Annotated in this window: 12 protein-coding genes; 4 read left to right on the top strand and 8 right to left on the bottom strand. The window is 69.8% G+C overall.

What is annotated here, in order from left to right; translation table 11 throughout:
- Positions 1–101 precede the first annotated feature (101 nt).
- From ftsH to ACIA5D_RS48755, 3 genes are read left to right on the top strand one after another with little or no spacing between them, the layout of a single operon-like run.
- Entirely contained in the window at positions 102–2114 is a 2013-nt protein-coding gene (gene ftsH, locus ACIA5D_RS48765; RefSeq protein WP_396037563.1) for an ATP-dependent zinc metalloprotease FtsH, read from the top strand.
- Positions 2111–2758 (top strand): GTP cyclohydrolase I FolE, encoded by a 648-nt coding sequence (gene folE, locus ACIA5D_RS48760; protein WP_396037596.1) that lies wholly within the window; start codon positions 2111–2113, stop codon positions 2756–2758. Before ftsH ends, folE begins: the two co-directional genes overlap by 4 nt.
- 29 nt (positions 2759–2787) lie before the next feature.
- A complete protein-coding gene (locus ACIA5D_RS48755; protein ID WP_396037562.1) occupies positions 2788–3192 on the top strand; it encodes a RidA family protein in 405 nt (134 codons plus the stop codon).
- On the opposite strand, the gene ACIA5D_RS48750 is transcribed toward ACIA5D_RS48755, so the two are convergent.
- From ACIA5D_RS48750 to ACIA5D_RS48740, 3 genes are read right to left on the bottom strand one after another with little or no spacing between them, the layout of a single operon-like run.
- Complete coding sequence (locus ACIA5D_RS48750; protein ID WP_396037561.1) at positions 3189–3449, bottom strand: hypothetical protein; 261 nt, start codon at positions 3447–3449, stop codon at positions 3189–3191. The genes ACIA5D_RS48755 and ACIA5D_RS48750 overlap by 4 nt on opposite strands.
- A gap of 31 nt (positions 3450–3480) precedes the next feature.
- Complete coding sequence (locus ACIA5D_RS48745) at positions 3481–4182, bottom strand: hypothetical protein (RefSeq protein ID WP_396037560.1); 702 nt, start codon at positions 4180–4182, stop codon at positions 3481–3483.
- Positions 4183–4213: 31 nt separating this feature from the next.
- Positions 4214–6811 (bottom strand): FtsK/SpoIIIE domain-containing protein, encoded by a 2598-nt coding sequence (locus ACIA5D_RS48740; RefSeq protein WP_396037559.1) that lies wholly within the window; start codon positions 6809–6811, stop codon positions 4214–4216.
- Between the two features lie 139 nt (positions 6812–6950).
- Between ACIA5D_RS48740 and ACIA5D_RS48735 the strand changes: the two genes are divergently transcribed.
- On the top strand, positions 6951–7505 hold the full coding sequence (locus tag ACIA5D_RS48735; protein ID WP_396037558.1) for a hypothetical protein: 555 nt from the start codon (positions 6951–6953) through the stop codon (positions 7503–7505).
- Between the two features lie 4 nt (positions 7506–7509).
- On the opposite strand, the gene ACIA5D_RS48730 is transcribed toward ACIA5D_RS48735, so the two are convergent.
- The 5 genes from ACIA5D_RS48730 to ACIA5D_RS48710 are packed head-to-tail and all read right to left on the bottom strand — an operon-like array spanning position 7510 to position 15215.
- Positions 7510–8112, bottom strand: a complete 603-nt coding sequence (locus ACIA5D_RS48730; RefSeq protein ID WP_396037557.1) for a hypothetical protein — start codon at positions 8110–8112, stop codon at positions 7510–7512.
- Positions 8109–9224: a M23 family metallopeptidase gene (locus ACIA5D_RS48725; protein ID WP_396037556.1), complete on the bottom strand. Its 1116-nt coding sequence runs from the start codon at positions 9222–9224 to the stop codon at positions 8109–8111. The genes ACIA5D_RS48730 and ACIA5D_RS48725 overlap by 4 nt, the downstream gene beginning before the upstream one ends.
- Positions 9221–9766: a hypothetical protein gene (locus ACIA5D_RS48720; protein WP_396037555.1), complete on the bottom strand. Its 546-nt coding sequence runs from the start codon at positions 9764–9766 to the stop codon at positions 9221–9223. Before ACIA5D_RS48720 ends, ACIA5D_RS48725 begins: the two co-directional genes overlap by 4 nt.
- Before the next feature lie 4 nt (positions 9767–9770).
- On the bottom strand, positions 9771–11756 hold the full coding sequence (locus tag ACIA5D_RS48715) for an MFS transporter (RefSeq protein ID WP_396037554.1): 1986 nt from the start codon (positions 11754–11756) through the stop codon (positions 9771–9773).
- Positions 11757–11759: 3 nt separating this feature from the next.
- Positions 11760–15215 (bottom strand): ATP-binding protein, encoded by a 3456-nt coding sequence (locus ACIA5D_RS48710; RefSeq protein ID WP_396037553.1) that lies wholly within the window; start codon positions 15213–15215, stop codon positions 11760–11762.
- Positions 15216–15291: the final 76 nt, after the last annotated feature.

Genomic DNA, 15291 nt, shown 5'->3' with positions numbered 1-15291 from the left:
GCAGTGTCACAGAGCGCCGGAGGGGCCGCCGGTGTGCGGCGACGTTGAGGTGACCAGGACGCCAATCAGGAGGGTCGGGGCGCTCGCCGCCCGACAACAGCATGGAGCGTACGCGTTTCTTCCGCCGCCCGGTGGTCTGGATCATTCTGGTGATCATCGGCGTTATTGCGCTGAGCTCGTTCTTCACCAGTGGTCCGAGCTACCAGCGCGTCGATACTTCCGTGGCGCTCGAGCGCCTTAACCAGCCCGGCATCAAGGACGTCGTCCAGAAGGACAAGGAGCAGACGCTCCAGATCGACCTGGCGACCCCTGAGCGGATCGATGGCAAGACGACCGACAAGATCGAGACTCAGTACCCGTACGAGGTCACGAGCGAGATCTGGCAGGACGTCCAGGAAGCCAAGACCGCCGGCCGGATCACCGGGACGATCGACACCAAGGTCTCCGGCGACAACATCCTCTTCAGCCTGCTGATCAACCTGCTGCCGATCGCCATCCTGGTGATCCTGCTGCTGCTGTTCATGTCGCAGATGCAGGGTGGCGGCTCCCGGGTGCTCAACTTCGGCAAGTCCAAGGCGAAGATGATCACCAAGGACACGCCGAAGACGACGTTCGCCGACGTGGCGGGCGCCGACGAGGCGGTCCAGGAGCTGTACGAGATCAAGGACTTCCTGCAGAACCCGGCGAAGTACCAGGCTCTCGGCGCCAAGATCCCGAAGGGCGTGCTGCTGTTCGGCCCGCCCGGAACCGGTAAGACGCTGCTAGCCCGCGCGGTCGCCGGCGAGGCCGGTGTCCCGTTCTACTCGATCTCCGGCTCCGACTTCGTCGAGATGTTCGTGGGTGTCGGCGCGAGCCGCGTCCGCGACCTGTTCGAGCAGGCCAAGTCGAACGCGCCGGCGATCGTCTTCGTCGACGAGATCGACGCGGTCGGCCGGCACCGCGGCGCCGGCATGGGCGGCGGCCACGACGAGCGCGAGCAGACGCTCAACCAGTTGCTCGTCGAGATGGACGGCTTCGACACCAAGGGCGGCGTCATTCTGATCGCGGCCACCAACCGGCCCGACATCCTCGACCCGGCGCTGCTGCGCCCGGGCCGCTTCGACCGGCAGATCCCGGTGGACAACCCCGACATGGAGGGCCGCAAGGCGATCCTGCGGGTGCACGCCAAGGGCAAGCCGTTCACGCCCGACGTCGACCTCGACGCGGTGGCCCGCCGCACGCCCGGCTTCTCGGGCGCCGACCTGGCCAACGTGATCAACGAGGCCGCTCTTCTCACCGCGCGTAACGAGAAGCGGGCGATCTCGAACTACTTCCTCGAGGAGTCGATCGACCGGGTCATCGCGGGCCCCGAGCGCCGCACCCGGGCGATGAGCGACAACGAGAAGAAGATCACCGCCTACCACGAGGGCGGGCACGCCCTGGTGGCGTACGCGCTGCCGCACTCCGCGCCGGTGCACAAGGTGACGATCCTGCCGCGTGGCCGCTCGCTGGGTCACACGCTGGTGCTGCCGACCGAAGACAAGTACACCCAGACCCGCGCCGAGATGATCGACACGCTGGCGTACGCGCTGGGTGGCCGGGCCGCCGAGGAGCTCGTCTTCCACGAGCCCACCACGGGCGCCGGCAACGACATCGAGAAGGCATCCGGCCTGGCCCGTGCCATGGTCACCCAGTACGGCATGAGCTCGAAGCTCGGCGCCGTCAAGTACGGCACCAGCGGGGACGAGCCGTTCATGGGCCGCAACATGGGCCACGAGCGGGACTACTCCGACTCGGTCGCCGCCGACATCGACTCCGAGGTGCGCGCGCTGATCGAGCTCGCGCACGACGAGGCGTGGGAGATCCTGGTCGAGTACCGCGACGTCCTCGACAACATGGTCCTCGAGCTGATGGAGAAGGAAACCATCACCCGCGAGGACATGGACCGGATCTGCGAGCGGGTCGCCAAGCGCCCGCCGATGTCGCCGTTCAACGGCTTCGGCAAGCGCCTGCCGTCGGAGGCGCCGCCGGTGCTCACCCCCGCCGAGCGGGAGAAGCTGAAGGCTCAGGCCGAGGCGGACGGTCAGTTCGCGGTCGGCTCGAACCCGAACGGCCTCGTGGAAGGCAGTAACTGATCAGCGACGACGGCGATCTCGACTATCTCGCCGCGCGCCTGGTCGACGGCAAGCTCACCGGTGCGCCGGTGGAGCAGGCCGTCGACCTGGCCCGCATAGAGAAAGCGGTCCGGGAGATCCTCATCGCGATCGGTGAGGACCCGGACCGGGACGGCCTCGTGCGGACTCCCGCCCGGGTCGCCCGCGCGTACGCCGAGCTCTTCGCCGGCCTGCGGGTCGACCCGGCGAAGGTCCTCACCACCACGTTCGAGGCCGACCACGAGGAGTTTGTGCTCGTCCGCGACATCGAGGTGATGAGCATGTGCGAGCATCACCTCCTGCCGTTCAAGGGCGTCGCGCACGTCGGGTACATCCCGGGAACGCACGGCCGGATCACCGGCCTCTCCAAGCTGGCCCGGCTCGTCGAGGTCTACGCCCGCCGGCCCCAGGTGCAGGAGCGGCTCACCTCGCAGATAGCCGACCTCCTGCTCGAAAGGCTGGAGGCGCGCGGGGTGATCGTGGTGCTCGAGTGCGAGCACCTCTGCATGGAGATGCGAGGCATCCGCAAGGTGGGGGCCCGCACGGTGACCAGCGCGGTGCGCGGGGCCTTCCAGACCGACGGCAAGGTGCGCGCCGAGGCGATGGCGCTGATCAACGCCCGATAATCGGTGGCGGGCGCCGCGATACTGGCGACGTGATCGAAAAGTTCAACCCACCGACCGTGCATGATCCGGCGGGCTACAGCCACGTCACCATCACGTCCGCCGGGCGGCTCGCCCACTTGGCCGGGCAGTGCCCGCTCAACCTGGACGGCAAGGTGGTCGGCGAGCCGGGCGACTTCGACGCGCAGACCGACCAGGTGATCGCCAACTGCCTCGCGGTGCTGGCGGCGGCCGGCGCCGGCCCGTCCGACGTCGTTCGCTCGATCATCTACGTGGTCAGCCCCGACAGCGCTGTTCTCGCCGGAGTGTGGCAGCGGCTCAACGCCTCGCCGCTCGCGCCGGCCTTCACCACCGCCAGCACCCTGCTCGGGGTGGCTTCGCTCGGCTACCGCGGCCAGCTGATCGAGGTCGACCTGACAGCGGCGCTTCCCGGTTAGATCACCGTGCGGAACGTGTCGGCCGCGTCCATCGCGGCCCGGGTCAGCTGGGCGGCCTCGTCGAGCCGCATGCGGGCCTGCTCGAGCTGCGCGATCGCCGACGCCACCGATGGGTGGAACGATCCCACCGCGGTCATCCGCAGCAGCGCCAGCGAGTCTTCCAGCTGGTCGGTGACCTGCTGGATGCCGCTCACCGCCCGGCCCGCGCCGTCCACCGACGCGGACACGTGCGCCTTGACCTCTTCGACGCTCGCCATCGCAGCTCCCTTTACCGGCTCGTTCGGGCGGTCAACGGAAGAACGCCAGCAGGCCGACGCCCATGCAGGTCAGCAGAACCGGAGTGAGGCAGACGACCGCGCCGAGGATCGGGGTGCGGTCGACCTTGACCCCTCCGCCGCCGTAGACGAAGCCGATCGTCGCCCAGCCGAGGCCGAACGCCAGCACCGGCATGCTCAGGCCGCAGAGCAGCGCATACGTCGGCACCGAGCCCTGCGGCGCGACCAGGTACAGCACGATCTGCACGATCAGCACCGCGGCGGCGAACGGGCCGTAGATCAGCAGGTTGCGGGCCCAGGGGCGCAACGGGCTGGCCTTCGCGGTGTCGAGGAGGGTGGCGTCCGCGGTGTCGGCGGTGCGCCGGGCCTGCTGCAGCGCCGCGAGCACGGCGGTGGGCCCGCCGGCCATCGCCAGCGACGCGGATTCCAGTTCCGCCGGGCGCGGGGTGAGCTCTATTTCGGGTACGCCGAAGTCGCGCACCAGCCGTGCGTGCTGGGGAGCCAGCCGGGCGCGTACGTCGGCGAACTCTTTGTGCGCGGCCGTGGCCGTCGCTTGTTGCTCGCTCGCCGCGGCGCTCGCGGCGCGGCGGACGGCGTCGAGGCGCTGGGCTGCGGCCAGATAGTCGGCCCACGGGCCGGGCGCCGGCTGGGTCGCCTGCTGGGTCGCCTGCGCCGGAATGCCGCCGGTCGTCTCCTGCTCCTGCTGGTCGGTCATGGCTCGTCGCTCTCGGGCTTTGTCATCGCCGTCATAGCTCGTCGCTTTCGGGCTTCAGGAACGGGACGATCGTGACGGTGCGGTCGGCGTGGCGGTCGTGCAGGAGCGCCCGGTTGGGCCTTGGGTGCCAGTCGACCGGGCGGCCCAGCATCAACGCCACATCGGACTGCGGGCTGTTGAGGAAGAGCAGACCCGCCACGTCCTCCCGGCCGGCGCTGCCGCCCGTCTCGTCGGTGAACCGGCGCGTGCCCCGCCACCAGGACAGCAGGTGCACGCCTCGGCCCGGCCCCTCGCGCAGCAGGCGGCGCAGGCCGGGCAGGCTGCCGGGACTCGCCGCGTCCATGCCGAACACCACCAGATAGCCCGGGCGCTCCAGGTCCATCGCCGTGGCCAGCCCGGCGGCGTCGACCAGCGTGACCTCCTGCCGGTGGCCGATCTCCTCGGCCAGCGCCTCGGCGAGCCGGTCGCCCTCGGCCACCAGCGACGAGATGACGAAGCGGGTGGTGCGCGGCTGATGGAACGCGGCCACGCCACGGGCCGCCGCGTCGAGCACCTCGGAGCCGGTCGCGGACGAGCCGAAGATCGCCAGATGCCGGCCGGGGGACGCGTCGAGCGGGAACGCGGCCGTGGAGAGGCTCACGTCGATCACCCGGCCCACCAGCGCGGCCGGTCGGCCGGCGCGGCCGGCCATCGCGGCCCGGTACGTCGGGTCGTCGGCCAGATGCTGGTGCGCGTAGCCCGCGAAGATGCGCGGCGGGATCGCCTCGGGGTCGCGGGCGCCCCACAGCTTGTGCCGCAACGCGCTCAGCACCTCGCGGTCGGCGTGCGGGTCGGGGAAGCGGACCACCCGCTCGTGCCCGCGGGTGGCGCCGCGCGGGCCGCCCAGGCCGCCCGCCGTGTTCACCACAGCGGTGCCCAGCGGCAGACCCGCCGCCGAGTCGTTGGTCGGTTCCAGCACGTCGCCGCCGCCCGGCAGGGCGATCCGGACCGGGAACTGGCCGAAGATCGAGTCACGCTTGGCGTAGAGCGCCTCGACGCCGAGGACCGTCTGGCTCGCCAGGATCAGGTGGATGCCGTACGAGCGGCCCTTGCGGGCCAGCGACTCGAGCAGGCCGACCGCCTCGGTGGCGATCGGGTCGTTGCCGGCCAGCAGCACCTGGAACTCGTCGATGACACAGAGGATCCGCGGCATCGGGCGACGCTGCCCCTCCTCGGCCGCCACCTGCCGCAGGTCGGCGAAGCGGGTCACGCCGGCGTTCTTGTACGCCACCGAGCGCCGGGTCATCTCGGCGTCCAGCTCGCGCAGCACCGCCAGGCCGTACTCGCGGTCGGACTCGACACCCACGGCGCGGGCGTGCGGCAGCCAGGTGCGGTCGCGCCGGGTCGGCACGAACTCGGCGAACGACACGCCCTCCTTGAAGTCGAGCAGGTAGAGCGCCATCTCGTCCGGGCTGTACCGGGCGCCGAGGCCATAAAGCACGTTGATCAGGTACGCCGTCTTGCCGGCGCCGGAACGGCCACCCACCAGCCAGTGCGGGGTGAGGTCGTTGAAGCGCAGCACCAGCGGGGTGTCGCCGTCGTGGCCCACCACGGTGCTCAGGCCCTCGGCCGCGTCGCCGCCCCACAACTCTTCGCCCGGCTCGGGCAGCAGATCGGCCAGGCCCACCTGGGAGGCGGCGGACGAGTGCGCGGCCAGCTCACGGCAGATCTGGTCGACCAGGTGCGGCGGCGGGTCGTCGTCGAAGTAGACCGGGGCGTTCAGCCAGCGGGCATCGGGTATCGAGCCGTACGTGGCGCCGGGCGGATCGCCGACCACCACATAGGGATCGCGGACCGACACCGTGGTGGTGCGCGGCAGCGGCGCCTGAGAGGTCTCGGCGGTCAGCGGCGGGGGCGGCCAGCCGGCCACGATCAGGTGCAGGCCGGAGTCGGGACCCTGCTGGGCGAGCGCCGCGATGCGCCGCAGTTCCTCACCCTCGGTCAGGTGCGGCAGGCCCGCGATGACGACCAGCATCATGCGGTCCCGACGACTCCGCCGCGGCGCGGCGCCCCGCCCCGGCCGCAGCCACTTGTCGGCCTCGGCGAGCACGTCGAGCAGCCCCTGCCGATCGGTGACGGGCGGCGACATGAGCCCCGCGTCGTACAGATCGGCGAACGGGGCGAAGACGGCGCCGCCGCCGACCCCGTCGACGGCCCGCACCAGCAACGAGCCGGCGGGCGCGGCGGCCAGCAGGCGCACCAGCAGACAACGCAGAAGGCCGAAGACACGGGAGTCGGTGGCGTTGGCATCGACCGTGAGATGCCCGGTGCCGAGCAGCGGCACAATCACCGGAAAGCGGGCGTCATCGAGCGGCTGAGCGACACCCAGGCGGACGAACTGAGGCGGGTAGACGCCGCCCAGCGGCGTGTTGGCGGACTGCGCGTCCAACGGGGAGCCCAGCCAGCCCGGCGCAAGCAGGCCCGCAGCGGCCCGCAGTTGCTCAGCGATCGAGTGCTGCTCCAACGGGTCGGCGACCGGCCGCGCCTCGGCCTCCAGCGCGACGGCGGCGGCCTCGACCACGGCGCCCGCCTGCCGATGCAGGGCAGCAGCCTGCTGGACCCGCAAAGCTGAATCCGCCACCGCCCTCACCTCCTGTGTGCGGATAAAACTTATCCCAGACCGGGCCCGGCATCGTGCTCCCGGGGGCCAGCGGGTTCCGTGCCGCGGCATTCACGGCCTTGGGTGGTGTGGCACGGTCTGGGTGCCGGGAGGCACTACTGTCGTATGTGTGCAGCCGCAGGAGCCCGTGACCGGAGCAGCGCCCCCGCCCCCGCCGGCGGTGCCACTCACGCCCGCGGTGCGCCCCGGCCGAAAGACCCCCAACCGCCGCACACGCCTGATCCTGGCCATGGTCGGCGGCGTCATGGCCCTGCTCTGCCTCGGCGTAGCCGGCGTCGTGGTCTCCCTCTACGACGAGGCCACAAAAATCGATCGCAGCGAGCCTGATGTGGTCACCGACAGCTTCCTCATCGCCTATCTCGTGAACCGCGACGACAAGGCTGCCCAACTGTTCACGTGCAAGAACCCAGATCTTGCTGAGATCAGTGCCCTTCGCGATCAGCTTGTCGCACGCGAGAAGCAGTTCAACGTGACGGTGTCAGTCAGTTGGGGAGCTTTAAACCGCCACGCCGTTGGCCCCGGGCAAGAGGACGTGACCACGCAGCTGACGATCTCGGGCTCCGCGAATGGCCAAATCAGTAGCAGTCGAAACGAAGACTGGCGATTCCGCGCAATCGACGAGAGTGATAGCTGGCGACTCTGCGCCGGAACCAAGGTCGGCTAGCCCCCTATTCCACCCACAGCAGGTGGACAGGAACCTCGAGGGTCTTCGGAGCTTTTCCGCTCCAGGCCCAGCGATACCAATCGAGCTCGCCGGCCACGCGCGCGCAGATGTCACCGACGTCGTTGGTGTGCAGCTCCGTCACGGCCCGCAGGTCTCGGCGCTCGCTACCGTCCTCCAGAAGCTCGACGACCCGCCGGCCGGTGATGATGCCTGCATCGAGCGCGGCGGTCGGTACCTTTCGCGGCGGCTCGTCCAGCGACACGAGCCGGGCCGTGAGGCCCTGATCCGTCGAGAACCCGGCTATCCCGAACTCTTCGACCCAGACCCGCTCGATCGGCACCAGCGGCGCGAAGACCTCGGTCTGCTCGGCCTCCGCCCGATACCACTCGGACTCGACCATGACCGGCACGTAGGTGCGGCTACCTTGCACGACCTTCTCGTCGGCACGCAGGTCGGCCCGCCAGCCGTGGCCGGGCAGGCCGACGATCACTCGCCGCCCGCGCAGCTGCCCGCTCATGTTCGCGGGCGTGGGAACGATCGACCGTGGCGGGTCCAGCGCCCAGTCGGGATGTGCCGCGAACGGATCTGGCACGGCTCCTCCGGTCATCCCTCACCTCCTAGCGGGGCGCCTTGCTGCCGCATGAACGGCACGGGATCGATCGCCCCGGCGCTCGACCGATCATTGTTCAGGTGTACCTCGAAATGAAGGTGTGGTCCGGATGAATTGCCGCTGGTGCCGACCCGGCCGATGATTTCACCGGCCGTGACCTCCTGGCCCTCCTTCACGAACGGGCGCTGCACCATGTGGCAGTACCTGGTCATGACGTCGCCGGCGCTCTGGATCTCCACCATCCAGCCGCAGCCACCCTTACCGGGGTAGCCGTCGACATTGCAGGTCTGCCGGCCGTTGTGGTCCTCGTCGCACTTCACCTTCGAGACGATGCCGCTGGCCGCCGCCGCGATCGGCGTGTACCGCCCGACGATCAGGTCGACGCCCTGGTGGGTAGGTCGATCCGCGGTGCGGAAGCCGGAGCCGACGGCCGCCTTGACCGGGTTGGTCCAGCCGGACGCCGCGATCTGCCCGCCCGAGGCACAGACCATGCTGATCGAGTTGCCCACCGCCCCGGCCGCCCCGTCAGCGAGCTCGTTCACGATCTGGGTAGCGACCGGCTCGTGCTTCGCGTACGCATCCGGATACGCGCTGATCTGCACCCGCTGGGCCGCCTCGGTGAGCGGCATGTTCTCCCAGCCCCCGACCGTCTTGAGCTTCTCGTAGAACTTCGTGCTCGCGTAGACCGGGTCCGTGATCTGCGCCGGAGTGCCCCAGCCGGAGCTCGGTCGCTGCTGGAACAGCCCGAGCGAGTCGTGGTCGTTCTTGGATCCGAGGTTGCCGAGGTTGGTGAGCCGGGACTCCTGCATCGCGGTAGCGACCGCGATGACCCAGGCTCGGGGCGGCATCTTCAGATCGGATCCGACATTGATGATGACAGCGGCATTTCGGATCTGCGCGGCGCCGTACTGCCGGACCCGGGGCAGCTTCGAGTCGGGGTCGACCGGCCCGCCCTTGCCGCAGCCGAGCGCCGCATTGAGCTTGTTGTTCTCACCGTCGGTGAGCCCGCCGAGCAGCACGGCGGTGATGCTTCCGCCGCAGCACAGCAGGACGAGCGTCACGACGAGGGCGACCAGGAGGACGATCCGGCGAGGGCGCGGGACACTCATGACCCGTCCCAGTCGATGCCGTCGACGAGCCAGTGCCCGTCGGGCGCGACCAGGCGCAGTTTGAGCTTGCCGGAGTCCATGGTGACAACCGCGGTCACGACGGTCTCGCTCACCGGCACGAGCGCCGGCCGGCCGATCACCCGATCGGCGGGGACGCCGACCGGATCGACGCCGTTGAGCTCGTCGGCGAGGTTCTTGGTGGAGTTGGGCAGGAGCCGATCACGCCACGTCTTCGGAGTGACTTTGGTGTGGTTGCACCAGGCCGACGCGAAGGCGTAGGCGACCTCCTCGGGCTGGGCCCGCCCAGGAAGCGTGGACGGGCTCGGCGGCGGGCCCGAGTCGATGACGCTGTCGTCGTCCTTCGGGTCGATGCTGATCGCCGGGGCCGGTGAGACCGCCCCGAGGGACGGCCGCCCGTCATCGCCGTTCGAGAAGACTCGGCCGATCCCGACCACCGCCCCCACGAGCGCCACGATGACGATCGCGACGCCGATACGGGAGCGGAAGATCCGGTTGAGGCCGAGTTCGAGGATTCGGGGCATGCGATCACTTGGCCTCGGAGCGCACCCGCGGCGTGGCGGGCTCCCGGGTCGTGTTCCCGGTCTCGGGCCGATAGATGGCGTACGAGGCAGGTTGCTCGGTCACGTCCGGCTCGGTCCATGTCGTGGCCCGGCGCGGTCGGGCAGGCCCGGCGGGGTCGCGGCGCGGCTTGTCGCCCGTCGGTGCGGGCGGATGGTCATGCACCGACTCGTTGCCGTCCGGGCGGGTATGTGACGGGACGACCTCGCGGCCTCCGCTCCTGGCCGGCTCGAGCTCGGCGCGGCTCGTCGCCGAGTGGGCCGGGTCCTCGAGGCGTGCCTCGGGCCGAAGGTTGCCCTGGTCGGCGTAGACGGTCCGGCCGTTCTTGCCCATCGTCGGCTCGCGAGTACCGCCGCCCTCGGCGACGTCAAGCTTGGCCGCCTCCCGCATGTCCCGGAAGAACCGCCGGTGCCACTGCCCGGCCGAAGCGATCGCCCGAGTGCCGTCCTTGCCGCCCAGCTGCGTGATCCGCCGATACGGCCGCAGCAGCAGCCATCCGACCACACCACAAAGCCACACAAGCACGACCTGCAGCCAGCCGGGCAGGCTCGGCGTATTCATGATCAGGTCAACTGCGAACAGGTAGACCGCCGCGCCAGTGCCGAAGATCGCGATGTTGAAAATGGCGGCGACGACTGCGTTGCCCAGTCGCCGAATTCCCGCGCTCGCCGGGCGAAGTAGACCCACAGTGCCCAGGATCGGAGCGGCGATTACCGCCCAGCGGAAGATCAAGAATCCGAGCAGTACGAGGACCGACGCAGTCAGATCAAACATTGCGAACATGATTGACGCGAGAACAGATATGAAGCCCGCACCGATGCGATCCATGCCGTTTACACCCTGCAAGTACTGATACGCTTCAGGGTCTTCTTGCTTGATCTGCTCGGCGACCTTCTCCCACTGGGTGTTCTTCTGCTTGATCAAGGCGTCCCGTGTCTGCGGGTTGGCCCGGAGTTTTTCGGCTTCCTGCCACGAAATCGACTTCGCGTCGTAGAGAGCTAGGCCGTATTTCTTGGCGGTTTCACTGTCGGCCGAGCCAAGGAGCCCACGAAGGAAATTCCGGTAGAGAATCGTTTCGGTAGCCGTGTCGCTCGCCCGAACCGCCGGAGGCCGGTTGTCGTCGCATGCGCCAGGTGTCGGGTCGTCGCACTGACCCGGCGGAGTGTCGTGGGCGCGGGGGCCGACGGCATCGTGGACAACGCCGAGGCTCGTGATGAGGGTCTGGTCCGCCAAGTTGGCAGATCGCACCGGCCATGCGGCGATCGCTGTCACAGCGACCATGACAAGAATGGCCCAACCTGCAGTCGTCGTCGCTGCGCCCATGTCGGCTTGCCGCGATCGCCAGAGAAGGTACAAGCCGACGATGGCCAGGGTGATGACGCCAAAAACGCTGAAGACTTTCTGGTAGACAGCCTTGGTGGCTTGATCTACCAGTGGATCGGCCCAACCCCATAGTGTTTGCGGATCCCACGCCCGTTCACGTAGCGCATTCGACGCGCCAATGATCGCAGTAGCGATCATGAATTCGCCATTGGCGACAGTTGTTTCGAATTTATAGTCAGGATCTATCAGCGTTGATGCGCATCCGCTGTCGAGATCGTATGTGGTGTAGCTGTAGCCAGCGTAGCCGTACTTGCTATAAAGGCCGTCGTATCCAAGCCCGTCAGCCGAAGCTGGACGTTCGGCAAACCAACCTGCGAGCCCGGAGTCCGGTGTGCTAGGTGTGGGGGGCAGGAGACACTGAGCTCGGCCCGCGCTGACGTCAGCCAGTCGGCTGACGCAAGCCTTGAAGTCGACCTGCCACTCCTCGGTGCTGCACGCGCCGCCTGGCGCCTTCAGCACCCCGCCACCCACCGCAGCCCCCGCAGGTGCCGGCGCCGCCACCGCCCAAACGATCGACGCCACAACCGTGACGAACATCGTCATGGCCAGCGCCACCGCCCGCCGCACCATTTCTCAGTCCTCCATGTCTGACGCAGACATCGGAATCGCCGCAGGCGGCGCCGCCGCAGGTGTGGTGTCCAGGTGCTCCAGCAGGCCCTCAACGTACGACACGTCCACACGCACCTTCTGGACGCGTCCGTCCACGTCGCGCATCACGAACTCGCGGAAGCCGAGCCGGTTCGTCGACGAAGTGTCGACCTGGGACAGCGAGGCCAGCGTCGCCTCGTACCCGTCGTGGACCGGCACCCGCAGCAGCCGTAGCGCCTCCGACGCGATCTCCTGGTCCTCCGCGATGCGGCCCACGAAGACTGTGGAGACCAGGTTTTGCACGTCGAGCCCGAGGATGTCGCGCGGGTTCTGCGACGCCACCAGCGCCGCGAGGTTCCACTTCCGGGAGTCGCGGGCGAGCCGCACCAGGAACGAGCGGCCGGAGCGCCAGCCCTCCATGAAGTGTGCCTCGTCGAGGCCGACCATCTTGCGGGAGGACATCGAGCCGCCGTAGCAGCGCCGCACCGCGAGCCGGTGGGCGGTGTGCAGCATCGGCAGCGCGAGCGATTCTTCGGCCGACCAGTACTCCCGCTCGATCTTCAGGTCGGGGAGGCGCAGGCCGGCCATGGTGATCACGGTGAGCGCCGCGTCGGCGCCGAGCAGGTGCTGCGGCGGGGAGCCGAAGAACAGCAGCGCCAGCGGCATCTCGGCCGTGTCGAGCAGGAGGTTGGCGAGTTCCTGGCCGTCGTGGTCGAGGCCCTGCAGGGTGCGGACCACGTCGTCGAGCGTGGACGACTCCTCGGCGGGCACCCGCCGGACGGCGTGCCGGAGCAGGGTCGCCGTCGATGCCTCCTTGGCGACCTGCGGCGGCACCAGCATGGAGCAGATGTCCTGCACCAGCATGCGGCGCTCGGCGCGGGCGTTCGAGACGGCGATCTCGAACTCCCGGTCGCCTCCGGGCCCGGTCGGGAACTCGGAGCGCACCGGCGTCGGGATCAGCGCATACGGCGCCAAGGTTCCCTGTTCCGATCCGGTCAAGTTCAACACCCGCGAGTACGGCCGGAGCTCGGGCATCTGGCACAGCCGGGCAAGGGGGCCGGACGGGTCGAGCAGGGTCACCTGGACGCCGCGACGGGCGTTCAGGTAGCCCAGCGCGCCCATCAGCGTCGACTTTCCACCGCCGGGCTCGGCCACGAACACCCCGAGGCCGGAGCGCTCCCGCACCTCCATCGGGAAATGCAGGTCGAGGAAGACCGGGCGACGGCAGGTGCCCGACGTACGCCCGATCAGGTCGCCACGACGGTCGCCGACGTTCGATGCCGCCTGCGGCAGCGCCGCCGCCAGCAGCTTGACCGGCATGCGCCGGACGTAGCCGGTGTTGGCGATCGGCTCGCCGGGGATGAACTCGCGGGCCAGCTGGTCCTGGTTCTTCGGGTGCTGCAGCGAGATCCGCAGCTCGCGCGAGTACAGCTGGATGAGCCGGCGGGCCCGCTCGAGGCACTCCTCGCGGGTGGCGCCGCCGACCGCGATCCGGTGCCAGCCGTGCGCGCGGGCCGATTCGACGGGCAGTCCGGTGGTCATCTCGTCGCCGATCACCAGCGCGCGCTTGGCGAGGCGCTCGAGCTCGGGCGGGGCGTCGATGCCGTGCTCGGCGTAGTCGAGCTGCTGCGAGCGGATCATGCGGAGCCGGTGCTCGAGGTTCTTGAACGAGCTGTTGGAGCCGAGGATGTCGATGCGCGAGGACAGCTCCATCGGCCACGGGAGACGCTCGTGGAAATGCAGCCAGGGCTCGTGCTTCTCGGGGATCTCGAGCGGCTCCATCCGGCCGACGGAGAGGACGGCGACGTGCCGCTCCTCGCCGGTCATCCGGTTGACCAGCTTGACCGTGGATCCGTACGGCGTGCGGTAGCGCTCGACCTGCTCGGTGAGCGCGAGGAGGTCGCCGGTCTCCCACTGCCCGTTGGTGATCGGCGAGAGCAGGGCGGGCGGCGCCATGCACAGCGCCACCGACCGGTACATCAGCCATTCCAGCTCGGCGGGGACGACCCGGCGGCCGCGCATGCCGAACGCGTTGAGGACCTCGTCGAACTGCTCGACGGTGCGGCCGAGCTTGCGCCGCTCGCCGTCCGTGGTGCCCTTGCCGAAGACCCGCATGATCCGCTCGGCGAAGGTGTCGCCGAGGGAGCGCCGGGCGAAGGTGACGCCGAGGTAGGTCTGCCCCTCGGCGTGGTTGACCGAGAGCAGGTGGCGTTGCGCGGCGACGAGGTGGTCGGACCACGAGGTCGCGCCGCGGACGTCGGGCAGCGGCTTCGCGGTGAACGAGTCGACCGTGCGAGCCCACTCGTCGGCCGGGAACGGCCGGTTGGTGCGCCGCAGGTGCAGGCGGAAACCGGCGAGGCCCGCGTACTGCTCGGAGATCGCCGACAGCAGCGCCTCACGCTCGGCGTCGGGCCGGAACGCCCAGCGCACCTCGGGCAGGGCGTACCAGGCCGTGACGGTGCTCTGGGTGAAGGTCAGGTGTCCGGCGATCTCGCTGATCGCGAGTTCCATGGCCGGGTCGCGGTCGTTGAACTTGAGCTTGTGCGGGCGCAGCTGCGCGGCCTTGACGTCCTTCTTCGAAGGAAGGGCGGGAAGGTTATCCGCCTCCTTCTTTCGCCGGGCCGGGGACTTTTCCTTGCGCTTCGCGGGCGGTTTCGCCGGAGAGGGTACGGGTAGAGCGGTATCGGGCGCGGTCTGCGCGGGCGGCGCGTACGGCTGCACGGCCGCCGCCGGGGCAGGAGCGGGCCGGGAGCCGACGGTCTGCCAGAGGGGAGTCGGAGTCTCCGGAGGCGCCACGGCAACCGGCGGGGTCGCCGGCCAGTCGTCGAAGTTGGGCCACTGTTCGTCGGACCCGCCGCCGTTCTCCTGATAGAAGTCGGCCTGGGGTCCCACCGGCGCCCGGCTGAACGACGGGATCGACTCGGGCACGCCCCAGGCCCCGGCGGACCCGTTGCCGGTCGGCGACGCGCCGGGGGCGGAAACAGGCGGCGGCACAGATATAGGCGCAGCTGCGGCCGGCGCCGCGGAGGCGGGCGGCGCGGAGACCGGCGGCGCGGAGACCGGCGGCGCGGAGACCGGCGGCGCGGAGACCGGCGGCGCGGAGACCGGCGGCGCGGAGACCGGCGGCGCCGACGCCGGCGGCAGCGCCTTGGGCGACGGCGCTCCCGGCGAGTCGAAATCGAACCCGAAATCGAAGTCGGGTTCGGACTCGGGTGAGCCCGAAGGCGAAGGCTCGACGGCCGGAGTCACCGACACCGGCGTCCCGCCGAAGAGGTCGAGGAACGGCGAGTCGATGTCGAGCGTGGTGTCGACGGCGCCGCCGCGCGGCCGGACCGGCTGCGGCGCCTGGAAGACCCCGACCGCGCCGTGCCCCGGCGCGGCGACGAGCTCTTCCGGGTTCGTTTCCGCCGAATCGGGCGCAGAGTAGTGGTCCGAACGCATACCGTTACTCTGTCTGCCCGGCGTGTTCGCGTCCGCGCGGGGCTGCCCGTGCGGTAGGGATCCGGTCATGCGCCAA

Source organism: Actinoplanes sp. NPDC051513 (assembly GCF_044454685.1).
Lineage (GTDB): Bacteria > Actinomycetota > Actinomycetes > Mycobacteriales > Micromonosporaceae > Actinoplanes.
The sequence above is the reverse complement of the archived record's forward strand: the minus strand, read 5'-3'. Positions and strand labels throughout refer to the sequence as shown.

What these genes read in the sequence shown, in the direction of transcription:
- ftsH (WP_396037563.1), top strand. Translation starts at nt 102, where the DNA reads ATGGAGCGTACGCGTTTCTTCCGCCGCCCGGTGGTCTGGATCATTCTG.
- ACIA5D_RS48725 (WP_396037556.1), bottom strand. Translation starts at nt 9,224, where the DNA reads ATGAGTGTCCCGCGCCCTCGCCGGATCGTCCTCCTGGTCGCCCTCGTC.
- ACIA5D_RS48715 (WP_396037554.1), bottom strand. Translation starts at nt 11,756, where the DNA reads ATGGTGCGGCGGGCGGTGGCGCTGGCCATGACGATGTTCGTCACGGTT.
- ACIA5D_RS48745 (WP_396037560.1), bottom strand. Translation starts at nt 4,182, where the DNA reads ATGACCGACCAGCAGGAGCAGGAGACGACCGGCGGCATTCCGGCGCAG.
- ACIA5D_RS48720 (WP_396037555.1), bottom strand. Translation starts at nt 9,766, where the DNA reads ATGCCCCGAATCCTCGAACTCGGCCTCAACCGGATCTTCCGCTCCCGT.
- ACIA5D_RS48730 (WP_396037557.1), bottom strand. Translation starts at nt 8,112, where the DNA reads ATGACCGGAGGAGCCGTGCCAGATCCGTTCGCGGCACATCCCGACTGG.
- ACIA5D_RS48710 (WP_396037553.1), bottom strand. Translation starts at nt 15,215, where the DNA reads ATGCGTTCGGACCACTACTCTGCGCCCGATTCGGCGGAAACGAACCCG.
- ACIA5D_RS48750 (WP_396037561.1), bottom strand. Translation starts at nt 3,449, where the DNA reads ATGGCGAGCGTCGAAGAGGTCAAGGCGCACGTGTCCGCGTCGGTGGAC.